At 44.6% G+C, this 16,921-nt stretch carries 19 protein-coding genes and 1 tRNA gene; 8 read left to right on the forward strand and 12 right to left on the reverse strand.

The window, feature by feature from the left end; all coding sequences use genetic code 11:
• Positions 1–12: 12 nt before the first annotated feature.
• Positions 13–342 carry a NifB/NifX family molybdenum-iron cluster-binding protein gene (locus tag D891_RS0106410; RefSeq protein ID WP_025270298.1) on the reverse strand — a complete coding sequence of 110 codons (330 nt, stop codon included), beginning with the start codon at positions 340–342 and terminating at the stop codon, positions 13–15.
• Positions 343–393: 51 nt separating this feature from the next.
• Positions 394–726 carry a DUF5320 domain-containing protein gene (locus D891_RS0106415; protein WP_025270299.1) on the reverse strand — a complete coding sequence of 111 codons (333 nt, stop codon included), beginning with the start codon at positions 724–726 and terminating at the stop codon, positions 394–396.
• 279 nt (positions 727–1,005) lie between these two features.
• On the opposite strand from D891_RS0106415, the gene D891_RS0106420 reads away from it, so the two are divergent.
• Both D891_RS0106420 and D891_RS0106425 read left to right on the forward strand, forming a co-directional pair.
• Positions 1,006–1,626, forward strand: coding sequence for a hypothetical protein (locus tag D891_RS0106420; protein WP_025270300.1), 621 nt, complete (start codon positions 1,006–1,008; stop codon positions 1,624–1,626).
• 23 nt (positions 1,627–1,649) lie between these two features.
• Positions 1,650–3,668: an elongation factor G gene (locus tag D891_RS0106425; protein WP_025270301.1), complete on the forward strand. Its 2,019-nt coding sequence runs from the start codon at positions 1,650–1,652 to the stop codon at positions 3,666–3,668.
• A 31-nt stretch (positions 3,669–3,699) separates the two neighbouring features.
• Here D891_RS0106425 and D891_RS0106430 read toward each other — a convergent pair whose 3' ends face one another.
• From D891_RS0106430 to D891_RS0106475, 10 genes are all read right to left on the reverse strand, one after another.
• On the reverse strand, positions 3,700–4,143 hold the full coding sequence (locus D891_RS0106430; protein ID WP_025270302.1) for a universal stress protein: 444 nt from the start codon (positions 4,141–4,143) through the stop codon (positions 3,700–3,702).
• Between the two features lie 11 nt (positions 4,144–4,154).
• Positions 4,155–5,177, reverse strand: coding sequence for an aspartate-semialdehyde dehydrogenase (locus D891_RS0106435; protein WP_025270303.1), 1,023 nt, complete (start codon positions 5,175–5,177; stop codon positions 4,155–4,157).
• Positions 5,177–5,755: an aminoacyl-tRNA hydrolase gene (gene pth / locus D891_RS0106440; RefSeq protein ID WP_025270304.1), complete on the reverse strand. Its 579-nt coding sequence runs from the start codon at positions 5,753–5,755 to the stop codon at positions 5,177–5,179. Before pth ends, D891_RS0106435 begins: the two co-directional genes overlap by 1 nt.
• A gap of 7 nt (positions 5,756–5,762) precedes the next feature.
• On the reverse strand, positions 5,763–6,353 hold the full coding sequence (locus D891_RS0106445) for a 50S ribosomal protein L25 (RefSeq protein WP_025270305.1): 591 nt from the start codon (positions 6,351–6,353) through the stop codon (positions 5,763–5,765).
• Positions 6,354–6,377: 24 nt separating this feature from the next.
• Positions 6,378–7,319, reverse strand: a complete 942-nt coding sequence (locus D891_RS0106450) for a ribose-phosphate diphosphokinase (protein WP_025270306.1) — start codon at positions 7,317–7,319, stop codon at positions 6,378–6,380.
• Positions 7,320–7,352: 33 nt separating this feature from the next.
• A tRNA-Gln gene (locus D891_RS0106455) sits at positions 7,353–7,426 on the reverse strand.
• Positions 7,427–7,471: 45 nt separating this feature from the next.
• Positions 7,472–7,756 carry a septation regulator SpoVG gene (gene spoVG, locus D891_RS0106460; protein WP_025270307.1) on the reverse strand — a complete coding sequence of 95 codons (285 nt, stop codon included), beginning with the start codon at positions 7,754–7,756 and terminating at the stop codon, positions 7,472–7,474.
• A 16-nt stretch (positions 7,757–7,772) separates the two neighbouring features.
• On the reverse strand, positions 7,773–8,627 hold the full coding sequence (ispE, locus tag D891_RS0106465; RefSeq protein ID WP_025270308.1) for a 4-(cytidine 5'-diphospho)-2-C-methyl-D-erythritol kinase: 855 nt from the start codon (positions 8,625–8,627) through the stop codon (positions 7,773–7,775).
• Positions 8,624–9,889, reverse strand: coding sequence for an amidohydrolase (locus D891_RS0106470; protein WP_025270309.1), 1,266 nt, complete (start codon positions 9,887–9,889; stop codon positions 8,624–8,626). Before D891_RS0106470 ends, ispE begins: the two co-directional genes overlap by 4 nt.
• The gene (locus D891_RS0106475; RefSeq protein WP_025270310.1) at positions 9,886–10,695 is read right to left on the reverse strand and encodes a purine-nucleoside phosphorylase; all 810 of its coding nucleotides are present in this window, start codon (positions 10,693–10,695) and stop codon (positions 9,886–9,888) included. Before D891_RS0106475 ends, D891_RS0106470 begins: the two co-directional genes overlap by 4 nt.
• 119 nt (positions 10,696–10,814) lie before the next feature.
• Between D891_RS0106475 and D891_RS0106480 the strand changes: the two genes are divergently transcribed.
• The 6 genes from D891_RS0106480 (at position 10,815) to pgeF (ending at position 16,871) form a co-directional block, all read left to right on the forward strand.
• The gene (locus D891_RS0106480; protein ID WP_025270311.1) at positions 10,815–11,321 is read left to right on the forward strand and encodes a hypothetical protein; all 507 of its coding nucleotides are present in this window, start codon (positions 10,815–10,817) and stop codon (positions 11,319–11,321) included.
• Positions 11,322–11,420: 99 nt separating this feature from the next.
• Positions 11,421–12,791 (forward strand): FAD-binding oxidoreductase, encoded by a 1,371-nt coding sequence (locus D891_RS0106485; protein ID WP_025270312.1) that lies wholly within the window; start codon positions 11,421–11,423, stop codon positions 12,789–12,791.
• On the forward strand, positions 12,791–14,035 hold the full coding sequence (locus D891_RS0106490) for a (Fe-S)-binding protein (RefSeq protein WP_025270313.1): 1,245 nt from the start codon (positions 12,791–12,793) through the stop codon (positions 14,033–14,035). The genes D891_RS0106485 and D891_RS0106490 overlap by 1 nt, the downstream gene beginning before the upstream one ends.
• Positions 14,036–14,902, forward strand: coding sequence for a UTP--glucose-1-phosphate uridylyltransferase GalU (galU, locus tag D891_RS0106495; RefSeq protein WP_025270314.1), 867 nt, complete (start codon positions 14,036–14,038; stop codon positions 14,900–14,902).
• Positions 14,896–16,155: a serine--tRNA ligase gene (gene serS / locus D891_RS0106500; RefSeq protein ID WP_025270315.1), complete on the forward strand. Its 1,260-nt coding sequence runs from the start codon at positions 14,896–14,898 to the stop codon at positions 16,153–16,155. Before galU ends, serS begins: the two co-directional genes overlap by 7 nt.
• Positions 16,155–16,871 (forward strand): peptidoglycan editing factor PgeF, encoded by a 717-nt coding sequence (gene pgeF / locus D891_RS0106505; protein WP_025270316.1) that lies wholly within the window; start codon positions 16,155–16,157, stop codon positions 16,869–16,871. Before serS ends, pgeF begins: the two co-directional genes overlap by 1 nt.
• Positions 16,872–16,921 lie beyond the last annotated feature (50 nt).

Raw genomic sequence — 16,921 nt, forward strand, 5'->3', positions numbered from 1 at the left:
ACTTATTCTCCTTTAGAACCTTTCAAGCTTACCCTCTTTGAAAAGCTCAATGTTCTCCTTCACCGTCCCGGGTTGAGCCTTATACAACTCAAGCTGAGCCGCCCTTAGAATCTCCAAAGCATTGGGGCCATAACTACCAGAAATGATGGCATCCACCTTCTTTTCTACACTGAATTGGGCTGTGGATACGCCAACCCCGCCTTGATTATTCAAAAATGGGTTTCTAATGGCTTCGAATTCACCGCTATCGGTATCATAGATTATGAAGCATTCGCCCCTTCCGTATCTCTCATCAACCGTGCTTTCCAGTTTGTCGCCCTTAGCTGTAATCATGAGCTTCATCTAAATCCACCTCCAAAAAATAAAATAACCCCGCTTAAGACAAAGCGGGGCTTAATCCTCTTCCTCAAGTTCCTTCAATCTCGACTTTAGAGCCTCTATAGAGCGGGTTAATGAGTCGATCTGACTCTCCAATAGCCTTTTTTCATCATCCCTGGATGGGGCAGCTGCTGCAGGATAGAAATACGGGCCATAACCCCATCTTCCAAAGCCAAAGCCCCTGCCTCTTCCAAATCCTCTGCCTCTGCCGCCGCCAAAACCTCTACCCCATCCAAATCCATAACCGCCGACCATATAGCCTGGCACTGTGTTTCCTGAGCAATAACCCAGGCCTCTTCCTGTTCTTGGACCCGCTCCTAAAGGACCTGTTCTGTCTCCCCAAGGCATTTTATCACCTCCAACTCATTTTTTTACATTTTTTCATAATGGATTAATACACTTTTTATGGGAACTTTCAAGAGTTATTTTATCACTTATTGAACTTATGTTCAAATAATCCCGAAGCAAACCCCTGGATAGAGAGGGTGGTTTACATACTCCACCTTCAATTTTAACTTGATATAAAATGATAATTAATCTATATTTGTAAATATGGAAGTTTCTTTAAAAATCCATAGGGGTGGTGTCTATGTCTAACCCTAAAAATAAAGAAAGGAGTGCAAGCCAATGGAGACACTAACCATTTGCGTGCCGTTTTTTGCTCTTCCGGGTATGAAACCGGACTGCAACGAGTTGGTTGGGGATCAAAACCTAATTGTAAGGGACATACTCGGACTAAATCCACTAAGAAAGGGTGAATATGAAAACGGTCCATACCTTGAGGGATTCAATGCAGACGGAAAGTTAGACTATGTGTTCTATTTCGAAGAGGTTGAGAAGATCATTGAAAGAAAGGCCTACGACCAGATATACATTCTGTTCAGGGCTATCTATAAACCATACCAGAAGGAAACCCAGCATATCGTAATAGGATACTATACAGTGGAGAATACCCAGGGGTTGGAGATAGCACCCGGGGCTTATGCCATTACAGGAACAAGTGCATACTTCGTCGATTATTCAGATGCTTTAGACATTACAGATATAATCGTGGGATATAACCTGCAGGATTCAATAATGAAGAGCAATAGCCAGAACCATCCAGAATACAAAGACTGGATAAACTCCTGGCTTGATCACATAAAGTCCAAAGAAAACAAACTCCAGGCCTATATAGAAAGAAGTCAGAAATTGAGGGCATTAAAAGCCGAAGAAGATTACAAAGATAAACTAAAAGGGTGTCTATAAAAACGAAGCGGAGGTAAACATTTATGGGAGTGGCTACTGACAAAAAAAGAGTCATCGCAATCTGCGGTTCGGGAGGGGTTGGAAAAACAACCCTTTGTGAGGACATTCTATTCAAAACAAAGAAGATTACAAGAAAGGGCTCAACCGATAAGGGAAACACGGTAATGGATTTCGATTCTGAGGAGATAGACAGGAAAATCTCCCTTCAGCTGGCTGTTGGATACACAGAATACAAAAAACACCTCATCCACTTCATAGATACCCCGGGATACCACAACTTCATAGCCGACGCACTCTGCGGCTTAAAGGCCTCAGATGCTGCCGTCATGCTGATCGATGCAAAGGACGGCCCAGAGGCTCAAAACGAGAGACTGCTTGACCAGATAAAGAAGGAAGAAAAGCCCGCTATATTCTTTCTAAACGGCATAGACAAGGAAGACATCAACATTCAAAACACCCTATCATCCATAAAGGAAAACCTGACCGAGAAGGCGTTTCTGCTTCAAATACCCGTCTTCAAAGACAATAAGGCCATAGGCTTTATAGATATACTGAATAAAAAGGCCTTTTCATTTGAGGATGGCAAAGAGATCGATGTGCCGAGCGAGCTTTCCGATGAGCTTGAGGAGAGATACTTAGAGCTTGTGGAGGAGGTGTCCACATACGACGATGAATTGATGGAGAAGTATTTAGAGGGTGAGGAATTAGACAGGGAAACTGTCGTAAAGACGCTAAAAGAGGCCGTAAGAAGCGGCGGGCTCTATCCAATGATCTTCGGCTCTGCCCTCAAAGGGTATGGAACCGAAAAACTCTTGGATGAAATCATCGACCTGCTGCCTCCGCCTGAGGATATGTTCGATGAGCCTGCAGGCCTCGTTTTTAAGACATACAACGACCCGCAGATGGGCAAAATCAGCCTCATAAGAGTCTGCTCAAAGAGCCTAAAGGCCGATACGACCTATTACAACATCAACAAAGACCAGGAGGAAAGGTTAGGCACCATAAGCTTTATGATGGGCAAATCCCTATCAAAGATAGAAGAGGCAACCACAGGCGACATATTCGCCGTTGCAAAACTCAAGATAACCCAAACAGGCGATACCATAGCCAACAAGGGATCAAATATAAAATGCGAATTCGTGGATATGCCGCTGCCCTACATATCCTCTGCAATTTACGGTTCAAGTAAGGGCGATGAGGAGAAGATCGGAGCCGCCATAAGCAAGATTATTGAGGCAGACCCATCGCTGTCATTCACAAGAAACGACGAGACAGGCGAATTCATCCTGACGGGCATGGGCAAACTCCATCTTGAAACGGTCGTATCAAGGCTTAAGAAGAAATACGGCGTTGAAGCCCAGCTAAAAACACCGAAGGTGGCATACAAGGAAACCATCAAAGGCAAAACATCATCACACGGAAGATACAAAAAGCAGACCGGCGGCCACGGCCAGTTCGGAGACTGCGTCATAGAGATAGAGCCGCTCCCGAGGGGAGGCGGTTTCGAATTCGAAGACCTCATTGTCGGCGGTGCCATACCCAAACAGTTCATACCGTCGGTTGAGAAGGGCATAAAGAGCGCAATGGAGCAGGGATTCTTAGCAGGATACCCCATGATCGACATCAAGATAAAGCTCGTCGACGGCAAATACCATCCAGTCGATTCAAGCGATCTGGCATTCCAGATGGCAGGCTCCATAGCGTTTAAAGAGGGTGTTGCTAAATGCAAACCGGTTCTACTTGAGCCCATAGTTGAGATGGAGGTCTATGTTCCGGATGAGGTTATGGGCGATGTAATAGGAGACCTAAACTCCAGAAGGGGAAGGGTTCTGGGTATGGAGCCTTATGAAGAGAAGAAGGGTTATCAGCGCATCAGGGCATTGGTTCCTGAGGCTGAGATATTGGAGTATGCACCATCACTGAGGTCTTTGACAGCCGGAAGGGGATTCTTCAAATACAAATTCTCAACCTATGAGGAAGTGCCTCCGCAGATTGCAGAGAAGATAATCGAAGAGGCCAAACAGGAAGAGGAAAAGAAATAAAAAAGGGGGGGCAACCCCCTCCTTTTTCTTCTTAATGAGGAGCCTTAACCTCCAAAACGGGTATATCGCTTAAGCGCATCACCTTCTCCGTAACGCTTCCAAACATAAACCTCTCCAGGCCGCTCTTTCCGTGTGCGCCCATAACGATAAGGTCTATCTCGTTCTTATTGGCAAAATCCACTATGCTTTTTGCAGCCTCCCCAATCTCTATAACCACCTCTGCATCATCCAGGCCGTACCTGTTCCTTATATGCTCAATCTCCTTTATGGCCTCATCCCTCAAGGAGTTGACTATCTGCTCAGAGGGAAATGATGGCACATAGCCCACATAGTTGTTTATGTCCGTAATGCAGTGATAGATGTAAAGCTTTGCATTGAATTTATCGACTATTGCCTTGGCATAGTTCAAAGCATATACGCTTGCCTCCGATAGATCCGTAGGAGCCAACACCTTTTTAATAGCAACACTATCCATAACTCCCCCTTTCATAGATACTCTTTAATGAGTATTTCGGCTATCTGCACCGCATTGAGCGCAGCGCCCTTTCTTAAGTTATCAGATACAACCCACATATTGAGCCCGTTTTCAACAGACTCATCCCTTCTAATCCTGCCGATGAATGTCTCATCCCTTCCTGCTGCATCTATAGCTGTAGGATACTCCAAATTCTGAGGGTTATCAACAACTTTGCAGCCTGCAGCCTCACTTAGAATCCTTCTTACCTCATCCAGATCAAAGGGTTTCTCCGTCTCAACATTTACAGATTCGGAATGCCCCCTGAATACAGGCACCCTAACACAGGTGGCCGTCACCGGCAGTTCAGGTTTATGGAATATCTTTCTGGTCTCGTTTATCATCTTCATCTCTTCTTTTGTATAACCGTTTTCAAAGAACACATCTATATGAGGAACGCAGTTGAAAGCTATCTTTTTTGGTATCTTGTTGGGTTTGCACTCATCGTATCTAAACTCAAACCACGCCTTTGTCTGCTCAACAAGCTCCTCCATCGCCTTCTTGCCGGCCCCGGATGTGGCCTGATATGTGGATACGACTATCCTTTTGATACCGTAATGGTCCAATATCGGCTTTAAGGCAACAACCATCTGAATCGTTGAGCAGTTGGGGTTTGCTATTATGCCCCTATTTTTATACATTGCAATATCATCGGGGTTAACCTCAGGCACAACCAGCGGTATATCCTTCTCCATTCTGAAATAGCTCGTATTATCAACAACAATAGCACCGCTTTCTGCTGCTATTGGGGCAAACTGCTTACTTATGCTGCCACCGGCCGAAAACAGAGCTATGTCTATACCCTTAAAGGAGTTTTTATCTAAAACCTCAACGGGTATCTCCTCCCCTTTGAATCTTACAGTCTTGCCTATGCTCCTTTCGGATGCCAAAGGCCTTAAAAGCTTTACAGGAAAACCCCTCTGCTCCAATGTTAAAACCATCTCCTCGCCGACGGCACCAGTGGCACCAACAACGGCAACGGCATACTCCTTCATTATTTGACAACCTCCCTACCTAAACTATTATATTCACTCATCGCTTTATTCAAGCCCTCAAGTATAATACAGCCTACACTATCGGCTGCAGCCCTGACGGTTCTTGATATAATATCGAGTTCTTCCTCACCCAGGGGCTTAAGCACATAATCCCTCACATCGCCCTTCTTGCCCACACCTATCTTTATCCTGATAAAATCCTTGCTCTTCAATGCCTCAATTATCGATTCAACACCCTTATGGCCACCGCTTGAGGAGTTCTTCTTTATCTTCAACCTCCCCATAGGCAAATCCACATCGTCATGGATTACGATAAGCCTATCCAAAGGGATCTTGTAAAATAAAAAAACCTCCTTTACACTGACCCCGCTTAAGTTCATGTATGTTATGGGCTTTAGCACACCAACCCTATTATCGGCTAAAGAAAACTCCCCTAAGAAACCCTTAAACCTGCTCTTTAAGGAAAATTTAAAATCAAAAATAAAAGACAAGGAATCGCACACCATAAAACCCGCATTGTGTGGGGTGAATGCGTATTCCTTGCCAGGGTTACCTAAACCAACTACAAGCCAGTCCATCAAGTTATCAGGACTCTTCTTCTGCCTCTTCTTCCTCGCCTTCCTCGCTCGTCTCCTCTATAGCCTTACCCAAGATTGCAACAACGGTAAAGTTTTTAGAGGATTTGACCTTCACGCCCTCTGGCATATCCAAATCAAATACATGGATAACATCGCCTATCTGCAGATTGGTGACATCTATCTCTATCTCGTTGGGTATAGCCTCAGGCAACGCCTCGACAGTGATCCTCTTGCGTGGCTGATAGAGATCACCACCCATCTTAACACCCTTGGCCTCACCAACAACCTTAACAGGCACCTCAATCTCAACAGGCCTTCCGTCTGTTAGCTTGTAAAAATCCACATGCTCAACCTCATCCTTTACAGGATGCCACTGAATATCCTTAACAATAACCTTATACTGTTGCTCATCTAACTTCAGATCGAACTTATCGTTCCTGCGGCTGCGCCTGATAGCCGCCATAAACTCCGACCTATCAACGGCTATGTGCTGATTCTCAAAGTCAGCACCGTAAATAACAGCAGGTATCTTGCCGTCCCTTCTTAATTTCTTGGCATACTTAGTCCCTACATCCCTCTTCTGAGCTGTTATCAACATCTTATCTTCCACCTCACAACTTTATTAATCAAAAATGGCGCTTAATGACTCCTTGTGATATACCCTGCGTATGGCTTCACCGATTATCTCGCCAACGGATAACACCTTTATCTTATCCGTGGGTATCGGTTTTTTAAAGGTTATGGTGTTTGTTACAACAAGCTCCTTCAACGGAGAGTTGTTTATCTTCTCAATGGCATTGCCACTCAAAACAGGATGGCTACAGCAGGCATAAACCTCTACTGCCCCCTCTTCATGGATGGCCTTAGCCGCATTGGTCAATGTCCCTGCAGTATCCACTATATCATCCACTATAACGGCTGTCTTACCCTTAACCTCGCCAATTATATGCATTATCTCACTAACATTGGGCTTGGGCCTTCTTTTATCTATAATGGCTATAGAGCAGCCCAGCTTCTTGGCATAATACCTCGCCCTCTCAACGCCGCCTGCATCGGGTGAAACAATTACCAGCTCACCCTTCGGTGCAACATTCTCCCTGATGTATCTAAACATAATCGGGGCAGCATAGAGATGGTCAACGGGTATATCGAAGAAACCCTGTATCTGGCCGGCGTGCAGATCCATAGACATGATTCTGCTTGCACCGGCTGTGGTTATCAGATCTGCTAAAAGCTTGGCAGAAATCGGAACCCTCGGCAAGACCTTCCTATCCTGCCTTGCATAGGCATAGTAAGGAACAACAACGGTTATGGAGCTTGCAGAGGAGCGCTTCAAGGCATCCAAAGTCACCAAAAGCTCCATAATATTGTCGTTCACAGGGGATGAAAGGGACTGGATCAAGAATACATCAGCACCCCTGACGCTTTCGTCGATCTGCACATATATCTCACCGTCGCTAAACCTCGATATCTGAGCCTCGGCCAGGCCAACGCCCAAATAAAAAGCTATCTCTTCTGCCAACGCCCTGTTGGCCGTTCCGCTTATCAGTTTTAGCTGCGACATCTTCACTTAGCCTTCCTCTGTTAATCTTTAAAATGGCTGGGGCGGCTGGATTCGAACCAGCGATCGAGGATCCAAAGTCCTCTGCCTTACCGCTTGGCTACGCCCCAATTAAAACTAAAAATCCGCAAGGGCTTTAAGCCCTGCGGATAGATTTATTCTCCCTCTTCAGCCTGCTGCTGCTCTTCCTTTACCTTGTTATACTCTCCAATAACGGCGTCTTCCAACTTCTTCCTCATCTCGTTGTTCAAGGGATGGGCCACATCCTTAAAGCTTCCATCCTTCATCTTCCTTGAAGGCATGGCCACAAACAAGCCCTTCTGACCGTTTATGATCTTAAGATCCCTGACCACAAACTCGTTATCAAAGATTACCGTTGCAAAACCCTTCAACTTCTCATCACCCTCGATCGGGCTAACCCTTACCTCTGTAATCTCCATAGCTTTTTACCTTTCCCTACCTCAAGATTTCTTCTGCAAAGTTTAAAGTTTTACATAAAACCCCTCTCTCCTCAAGCTGCTCTTTTAACCCCTCTTCCGCTTGCACCTCCGAACCAAGAATTGAAAATATACAAGACCCACTTCCGGAAACCAAACCATTACCAACTCTTTCAATCAATAAGTCTTTTATCCATTTTAAAAGATCAAATTCCTCTAACACCACACTCTCAAGATCGTTGTGAAGGTGGTTTTTAAGCTCATCCATCGAGCATACACCCTCCTTCACAGTAAGAGCCATTTTATTTAAGCCCCCAAGCTTTGTCAACCTCAATCTTTTATAGACAAGTGCCGTTGAAACGCTGAAATTCGGTATTGCAAGGAAGACCTTAAACCCATCTGTATGACACCTGATCTTGGTGATTGTCTCTCCCCTACCCTCTGCTATCGCACTCCCGTGCTCCACAAAGAAGGCCACATCGCTGCCTATCTTAGAGGCAAGCTCAAACAGCTCACCCTTGCTCAAAGGAAAATCAAACAGTTCATTTAAACCCCGTAAGGTGTATGCCGCATTGGAACTCCCACCGCCCAAGCCGCCACCTATCGGTATATGCTTTTCTATCTCTATGTTCACCTGCGGTTTTATACCGGCCCTTTCAAAAAACAGTCTTGCAGCCCTTACGGCTAAGTTATCCTGATTGTTTAGCTCATCCACATCGATGCCAAACTCAAGCCCACCGCTGTTTTTCTTTATCTCTATAACATCGAATAGGTCTATTTTATGCATCAAGGTGAAAAGCTCATGATAGCCATCGGGCCTCTTACCCAACACATACAACAGGGAATTGATCTTGGCAAATGACTTAAGTATCACAGTGCCCCCAATTTTTTGGATAGTTCTCTAACCTCGTATTTAACCTCCTCCTCGTCCGCATTAACAAACTCACCGCCTTTCAAAATAACCTTACCGTTGACTATCACATCCCTAACACTCCTTGAATTGGCCGCATAAACAACAAACGAATAGGGGTTATACACAGGTGTGGCCTCCAAATCATCAAGAGACATAACAACAACATCGGCAGGGCCTGCCTCCCTTATGAAACCGACACCATCAAAAAGACCTTCATGGTTCATACCCATAGCCAAAGCCGTCTTTGAATCCATCGCTCTTTCGTCAAACTTGACCTTCTGCAGGAGTGATGATGTCCTCATATCCTCGATTATATCGAGATTATTATTACTGGCCGCACCGTCTGTGCCAAGATAAACGCCAATCCCGGCTTTTAGCATATCCTGAATAGGGGCTATACCACTTGCAAGCTTTAAGTTGCTCTGGGGCACATTTATCACATTAGCGCCGTAATTGGCGATCTTTGATATGTCCTCATCGCTGCTTTCAACGCAATGCGCCATGAATGTCGTCTCCCTTAAAAGACCAACATCGATCAATACATCAATCGGCCTTTTGCCCTTATCCTTTAAAACAGACTCAACCTCCCTTCTGCTTTCGTTTATGTGTATGTGGATTATATCATCATCGCTCAGATTATCTGCAAGGTATCTTAAGGATTCATACGATAGGGTATAGGTGGAATGTGGGCCATACCCCACCCTGACTAACTCCTCATCAGAAAACTCTTCCTTCAAAGACCTTGTCTTGTTTATAGCCTCTCTGGCGTTTTTACAATCCGGTGTCTCAAAATCTATTATACCCTCGGTTATGATGGCCCTGACACCAACCTCTATGGCAGCCCTTGCAATCTCCTCCTCAAAGAAATACATATCCATAAAACAGCCCATTCCGCTTCTTAGGCTCTCCAATATGGACAGCTTTGAGCACACATAGACCATCTGCTTATCAACAAACTTAGCCTCGGCAGGGAAAATGTGCTTTGTTAGCCACTCCATCAGCTCAAGGTCATCGGCAAGCCCCCTGAACAGGCTCATAGCCATGTGGGTGTGTGCATTGCAAAATGTCGGCATAACAATGCAGTTTTTAGCATCTATAACCTCACAATCCTTCCCATCTATCCCTTTATCTATCCTCTTTATGGTGCCTTCCTCTATCAAAATATCGTAATAGCCTTCCTTTTGAGACCTTATGCAATAACCGTTTTTTATGAGCAAACTCATCTCTGCACCTCTAAAAATCCATTGATAAGCCTCGAAAGCTCTTTGCTGGCCTTTGATGCCACAGATATAACCTCATCGATGGGGGCCTTCTCCATGCAATCGGGCAAATTAACATTGGTAATGATGGATATGGCGATCCTATCGACATTCATGTGGTTTAGCGCTATCACCTCAGGAACCGTTGACATACCGATGGCATCGCCACCAATAAGCCTGAAAAACCTCGTCTCGGCTGGTGTCTCCATGGATGGGCCAGAGACCCCCACATAGACGCCCTCCTTAAGTTCAATACCCAACCTCAGGGCAACCCTCTTCATCGTCTCCCTGTGTCTTTTTGAGTATGCCTCACTCATGTCGGGAAACTTCTCCCCCAATTCATCTATATTCCTGCCTTTTAGTGGATTAACGCCCATGAGATTGATATGGTCGGTTATAAGAATCAGATCACCCTTCTTGAAGTTTGGATTCAAACCGCCCGCAGCATTGGTCAATATAACAAGCTTTGCCTTCGAAACCCCAAGCAACCTTGCAAGAAAAACAACCTCTTCCATGGAGTATTCCTCATAATAGTGAAACCTGCCGCAAGCAACAACCACATTCATCCCGTTCTTCTTATAAAGCTCAAAATACCCCTTATGGGATTTCGTGGATGGTGTGGGCATGTGCGGTATGGATGAATACGGAACACTCCTGATCAGCTCACCGTCGATTTTTATATCTATACCCGTGCCTGTAATTATGGCAACCTCGGGTTCACCCAACAGTTCCAAAAACCTCAAACTGGCCTGCTTTATCTTCTCATACATGACAACCCCTCTTTTTTGAGGCAGTATAGCAGGAGAAAAAATCAACTTCAAATAATTTGACTTTCGATATAAAATGGTTATAATTCAGGTATATAATCTTGAATTAAGGGAGGTTTGGTATGAGAAAGTTTTATTGGTTAGTAAGTTTTATTGTCGCCGTTATGTTTTTACTCCCTCAACAATCATTTTCGGCATCAAAGGTAACACCAGCCGGTTTTAATACCAACGGAGACAAGATCTCTGGATGGTATTGGCTAAGAAGAAGCGGACACTATGCGGAGTGGAAGTTCAAGTTCCCATCCCAGGCACCAAGACTCATGGCAGCCTGCTTTTCAACACTATCCACAAACAAGGTAAACGGCGGGGCTGGATACAACTCATATCTTAAGGTCACCGTATCCTTTGAAAACGGCAAGAAGTTCACAAAAAGGCTTCGTTTAAAAAACGCCCATCCATGCCTTAAAAGGATATATTCGGGATTCTCAAACGGTGTGGGATACAGAAGCTATGGCTGCATGCTCTTCAAAACACCTCCGAAGATAAACATCATAACGATTAAGGCCGAATACAAAGGCAGGCACCACTCTGCTGTAAAGAGGGATTCGGTAATTCTCTATGTTAAATAGGGGTCAAACCCACCTGCCCACCTTAAGCCGGCCTCTTTAGGCCGGCTTTTTTGTTTTCCTATAGAAAAAAATCGATAATTGTGTATAATCACAACCGTTATGAAAGCCACCGCATTAAAAAAGATAAAAGACATATTCAAAGACAGATGCCTAACAGATAAGCTAAGCAGGGTTCAATACTCATACGATGCCACACAAAAGATGTATCTGCCCGATGTGGTGGTTTTGGCAGAAAACACCTATGAAGTGTCCAAGCTAATGAAAATAGCCAACAAACACAAAATCCCCGTCGTTCCTCGGGGGTGGGGCAGCGGATTTACCGGCGGGGCATTAAATGTTAAAGGCGGCATATGCCTATCCCTTGAGAAAATGGACAGGGTGATTGAGCTTGACCTTGATAACATGATGGTCTGGGTCGAGGCCGGCATGGTAAACTACGATCTGCAGGAGTATGTAAAACCATACGGTTTGTTCTTCCCGCCCGACCCATCGAGCTGGAAGTTTTCAACCATCGGTGGCAATATAGCCGAAAACGCCGGCGGCCCAAGGGCTGTGAAATATGGCGTAATGAAGGATTGGGTCAAGGGCTTGGAGATTGTCTTAGCAGACGGAACCGTAATGCAAACCGGCTCCAAAAACATCAAGGATGTGGCAGGCTATGATTTAACCAGCCTACTTGTGGGCAGCGAAGGGACATTAGCCATAATAACCAAAGCCCTTCTTAGGCTTTATCCTTTGCCTGAGACCAAAAAAACAATGCAGCTTGCATTCGACGATATGAAAAAGGCCGCAGCAATGGTCAATAGGATCCTCCTAAGCGGCGTAATTCCCGTAGCCGTGGAGTTTGTCGATAGGGACGCAATAAAAACCGTTAAAGAGGCGCTCAATGTTGACCTGCCCAGGGCGGATGCGATCTTGATAATAGAGGTGGATGGAAGCAAAAGCGAGGTCGAGCAGCAGACAGAAAAAATAAAGGCGCTATCTGAAAAAGAACCCTCCGTTGTGTCGTTCAAGATTGCAAAAACAAAAAAGGAAGAGGATGAACTCTGGATAGCAAGGCGCTCCATATCCCCCACCCTAAAGCGCATAGCAGACGGCAAGCTAAACGAGGATATCGTCGTGCCACGCTCAAGGCTGGCCGAGATGATAGAAAAGCTCCAACAGATATCCAAAAAATACAACCTACCAATAGTGAACTTCGGCCATGCGGGCGATGGCAATATACATGTGAATATCATGTATCATACAGACAGCAAAAGTCAGACAAAAAGGGCCTACAAGGCTATGAACGATGTCTTTGATGCATGCATAAAATTGGGGGGCTCCATTACGGGTGAGCACGGTGTTGGCATAACAAAACAGGACTTCTTAGAAAAACAGATAGGCAAAGCCCAGGTTGAGCTCCTAAGAAGGATCAAAAAGGCGTTTGACCCGAACAACATAATCAATCCGGCTAAAATGAGGCTGTAATGGATAAAAGACTCTTTAAGGAATGGGAATCCTGCGTCAAATGCGGCATCTGCAGAAGCGTTTGCCCCGTATTTAAAGAGGAAAAATCAGAACCCTATGTGGCAAGGGGGCACATAACCCTTCTAAGCGAACTGATAAAGGGTAATATAGACTTCAGCGAAAAAGAGGCCAAGGATTACCTATACAAATGCCTGCTGTGCACCACATGCGTGGAGTCCTGTCCAAACGACTCACACACAGACACCATCGTTGAGATAGCAAGGCATGAGGTCATAAAGAAACACGGCCTTCCCACATACAAAAAGATCCTGTCAAAACTCCTAAAAAGCAGGCAGGCAATGGATTTTGCCTTCAAAAGTGCATCAACCCTTTCACCGTTCTTTGCAAAGAAGAAAGACAAGCCGAGAGAGGGCATAAAGCTTAGGGTTGAGGTTGCAGGAAAGAACAGGTTGCTGCCGCCCATAGCAAAAAAGACATTCTTGGACAAATACGGGGATGACAAAAAATCCAAAATTGCCCTTTTCCCGGGGTGTTTGATAAATTATACCTATACAGAAATAGGCGATGCCTTTGTAAGTATCCTGAAAAAGTTAAAAATAGACTTCAGTGTCCCAACAAAGCAGCTATGTTGTGGTGCTCCGATTTATTTTGCCGGGAATTTTGAGGATGCCCGCTATTTAGCCAAAAAAAACATAGAGCTATTTTTGAGCCTAAACGCTGAACATATTGTTGTGCTTGAGCCCACATGTGCAAGCATGATAAAGCTTGATTACCCAAAGCTGTTTATGTATTTTGAGGATAAAAAGTGGGAAGATAAGGCGCGCAGGGTTGCTGAAAAAATCATAGACCCGATAAAGTTTCTATTCGACCAGACCGATGCCTTGAAGCATCTTAAGAAACTCCCAATAAAAACAACCTATCACGACCCATGCCACCTAAAAAGAGCATTAAAGGTTAAAGATGAACCCAGGGAATTCTTAAGGGCAATATCTGACTACACAGAGATGAAAGAGGCCGACAGGTGTTGCGGAAACGGCGGCACATTCAGCATAGATTACAGAGAAACCTCTATAAAGATAGCATCGAGGAAGGTAAAAAACATATTGGATACAAAATCCGAATACCTGGCCACATCGTGCAGCGCCTGTATAATGCAACTTGCAGACATACTGAATTTAGAAAACCACAAAGAGGTGAGGGTTGTGCACCTGCTTGAATTAATAGATGAAGCGCTGGAGGTCTAAATGAAGGTTAAAAAGGCCGTTCTGCCCGTTGCGGGCTTTGGCACAAGATTCTTGCCAGCCACAAAATCATCCTCCAAAGAGATGCTGCCGTTGGTTGACAAGCCGCTTATCCACTATGCCGTTGAGGATGCGGTTAATGCCGGTATTGAACAAATCATATTCATTACAGGAAGGGGCAAGAGGGCTATCGAGGATTACTTTGACATATCCTTTGAGCTTGAGTTTCATCTAAAGTTTCAAGGCAAAGATGAACTCATCGAAAAAATGAGGCAGATCAGCAGCATGGCCGATTTTGTTTACATAAGGCAAAAGGAGCCTAAGGGATTGGGGCATGCCGTTTTAAGGGCCAAGGATGTGGTGGGCAATGAGCCATTTGCCGTAATCTTGGCAGATGATGTTATAGAATCAAAAACAAGCGGAACAGCCCAATTGGTCGATGTATTCAATAAATACCACTGCTCGGTCATCGGGCTTGAGGAGGTAAACCCAGACGATGTCTCAAGTTATGGCATCGTGGCGGGCAAAGAGATAGAAAACGGCATATTTAAGCTGGATACATTTGTCGAAAAACCCAAAAAGGAGGAGGCCCCAAGCAATACAGCCATAATAGGCCGATATGTGTTTACCCCGGCCATCTTCGATGAATTGGAAAAGACAAAACCGGGTGCAAAGGGTGAGATTCAGCTGACAGACGCTATAGAATCCCTAAGCAAGAAAGAGGTTATATACGGCAAGATAATAGAGGGTAAGCGATTCGACTGCGGGAGCAAATTGGGCTTTTTGAAGGCAACCATAGAGTTTGCCCTAAACGACAAAGAGATAAACAAGGAATTAACAAAATACATAAAAGAGGTGGTGAAGTGTTAGACCTAAACATCCTAAGAAAAACGCCTGAGATACTTAAGGAAAATCTAAAAAAGAGGTTTGCAAAGATAGATGTGGATGAACTGATTGAGTTAGACAAAAGAGTAAGGCAAAAAAAGGCCCAACTGGATGAGCTTTTATCCAAAAGGAACTCACTCTCAAAAGAGATAGGCAAAAGAAAAGCCAAAAAAGAGCCTGCAGATGATCTGATAGAAAGCGTAAATCGGATATTAAAACAGCTTGAGGCCGTTGAGGGTGAATATAAAAAACTCCATGAAGAATTTATGGATAAATGGTTGCTTGTGCCAAATATACTGGACGATGATGTTCCGTTTGGTGAGGATGAAAACAACAATGCCGAGATAAGGAAATGGGGTGAACCCCCCGAATTCAGCTTCAAACCCAAAGAGCACTTCGAGATAGCAGAAAATTTGGGCATATTGGATTTTGAGCGGGCTGCCAAGCTGTCGGGTTCCCGTTTTGTTGTATATAAAGGGGATGGCGCAAGGCTTGAGAGGGCCTTGATCAACTTCATGCTGGATTTACACACGCAAAAACACGGATACAAAGAGATCATTCCGCCGTACATTGTAAATTACGATGTCATGGTTGGAACAGGGCAGTTTCCCAAATTTATAGAGGAGGCGTATGAGACATCTGGTCAATACCTGATACCAACAGCCGAGGTTCCACTTGTAAACCTACACAGGGAGGAGATGCTTGCTGAGGATGACCTGCCGATAAAATATGTGGCATATACGGCATGCTTCAGAAAAGAGGCCGGCAGCTATGGCAAGGATGTCAAGGGCATCATAAGGCAGCACCAATTCAACAAGGTTGAACTTGTTCAATTTACAAAGCCTGATGAGTCGGATAAGGCGCTTGAGGAGCTTACAGCCGATGCTGAGGAGGTTTTAAGGCTGCTTGGTCTTCCTTATAGGGTCGTTGCCCTCTGCAGTGGCGATATAGGTTTCTCTGCTGCCAAGACCTACGATATCGAGGTGTGGCTGCCCGGTCAAAACAGATACAGGGAAATCTCATCATGTTCAAACACAAGGGATTTTCAGGCACGAAGGGCATCGATAAAATTCAAGGATAAGAACAAGAAGAAGCAATTTGTCCATACGCTTAACGGTTCGGGTGTTGCCGTTGGAAGGTGCCTGGTTGCAATACTGGAGAATTATCAGCAAGAAGACGGCTCTGTTAAGATACCTGAGGCGCTTGTGCCCTATTTTGGAAAAGAGAAGATTGGATAATGGGTTTTGTTGAGGATAAGAGGTTTTTAGAATTTTCAGCACGGTGTTTATTCTTTGACAGATTTGGGGGCGTAAGCCCCTCCCCTTTTGATTCATTAAATTTTAGTTTTACCGTCGGCGATAAGAAAGAAAATGTAAAAAGCAATATAGAGATTGCCCAAAAAACTACAGGTGCAAAAGAGATAGCCTTCATAAATCAGATACACTCAAAAGATATTGTTAAATTCGACGGCAAAAACCACGATGCAGACGGTATATTCACAGACAAAGTTGGGGTGTTTTTAGCCATAAGGTTTGCAGACTGCCTCCCCATAGTTTTAATGGACACAAAAAGAAGGGTTGTGATGGCTATACATGCGGGTTGGCGTGGCAGTTATTTAGGTATATCAAGGAATGCGGTCGACATACTCAAAAGAAAAGGGTCGGATCCAAAAGATATCATCGTCTCCATAGGGCCGCATATCTGTGGGAATTGCTATGAGATCAAAAGCGATGTGGCCTATAGGTTCGACAGAAAGTTCATAAAATCGAAGAACGGCAAACTGTATCTGGATCTTTCTTTGGTGAACATCGAACAGTTAACACAATCCGGCATACCCAACAAAAATATAGAGGATCTAAATATCTGCACGATGGAAAACGAATCGTTCTTTTCATACAGAAGGGACAAAACAACGGGCAGAAATGCAGGCGGCGTGATGCTTCTGAATCGGTAAATTCTATCCCCTGCGGCATTATTTTTGTTGACAATAACTAAGTATGTTAT

This window comes from Hippea sp. KM1, assembly GCF_000526195.1.
GTDB lineage: Bacteria > Campylobacterota_A > Desulfurellia > Desulfurellales > Hippeaceae > Hippea.

Bases quoted from the DNA above. Each gene is read 5' to 3' on its own strand.
- D891_RS0106410 (WP_025270298.1), bottom strand. From the start codon at position 342: ATGAAGCTCATGATTACAGCTAAGGGCGACAAACTGGAAAGCACGGTT.
- D891_RS0106415 (WP_025270299.1), bottom strand. From the start codon at position 726: ATGCCTTGGGGAGACAGAACAGGTCCTTTAGGAGCGGGTCCAAGAACA.
- D891_RS0106420 (WP_025270300.1), top strand. From the start codon at position 1,006: ATGGAGACACTAACCATTTGCGTGCCGTTTTTTGCTCTTCCGGGTATG.
- D891_RS0106425 (WP_025270301.1), top strand. From the start codon at position 1,650: ATGGGAGTGGCTACTGACAAAAAAAGAGTCATCGCAATCTGCGGTTCG.
- D891_RS0106430 (WP_025270302.1), bottom strand. From the start codon at position 4,143: ATGGATAGTGTTGCTATTAAAAAGGTGTTGGCTCCTACGGATCTATCG.
- D891_RS0106435 (WP_025270303.1), bottom strand. From the start codon at position 5,177: ATGAAGGAGTATGCCGTTGCCGTTGTTGGTGCCACTGGTGCCGTCGGC.
- pth (WP_025270304.1), bottom strand. From the start codon at position 5,755: ATGGACTGGCTTGTAGTTGGTTTAGGTAACCCTGGCAAGGAATACGCA.
- D891_RS0106445 (WP_025270305.1), bottom strand. From the start codon at position 6,353: ATGTTGATAACAGCTCAGAAGAGGGATGTAGGGACTAAGTATGCCAAG.
- D891_RS0106450 (WP_025270306.1), bottom strand. From the start codon at position 7,319: ATGTCGCAGCTAAAACTGATAAGCGGAACGGCCAACAGGGCGTTGGCA.
- spoVG (WP_025270307.1), bottom strand. From the start codon at position 7,756: ATGGAGATTACAGAGGTAAGGGTTAGCCCGATCGAGGGTGATGAGAAG.
- D891_RS0106470 (WP_025270309.1), bottom strand. From the start codon at position 9,889: ATGAGTTTGCTCATAAAAAACGGTTATTGCATAAGGTCTCAAAAGGAA.
- D891_RS0106475 (WP_025270310.1), bottom strand. From the start codon at position 10,695: ATGTATGAGAAGATAAAGCAGGCCAGTTTGAGGTTTTTGGAACTGTTG.
- D891_RS0106480 (WP_025270311.1), top strand. From the start codon at position 10,815: ATGAGAAAGTTTTATTGGTTAGTAAGTTTTATTGTCGCCGTTATGTTT.
- D891_RS0106485 (WP_025270312.1), top strand. From the start codon at position 11,421: ATGAAAGCCACCGCATTAAAAAAGATAAAAGACATATTCAAAGACAGA.
- D891_RS0106490 (WP_025270313.1), top strand. From the start codon at position 12,791: ATGGATAAAAGACTCTTTAAGGAATGGGAATCCTGCGTCAAATGCGGC.
- galU (WP_025270314.1), top strand. From the start codon at position 14,036: ATGAAGGTTAAAAAGGCCGTTCTGCCCGTTGCGGGCTTTGGCACAAGA.
- pgeF (WP_025270316.1), top strand. From the start codon at position 16,155: ATGGGTTTTGTTGAGGATAAGAGGTTTTTAGAATTTTCAGCACGGTGT.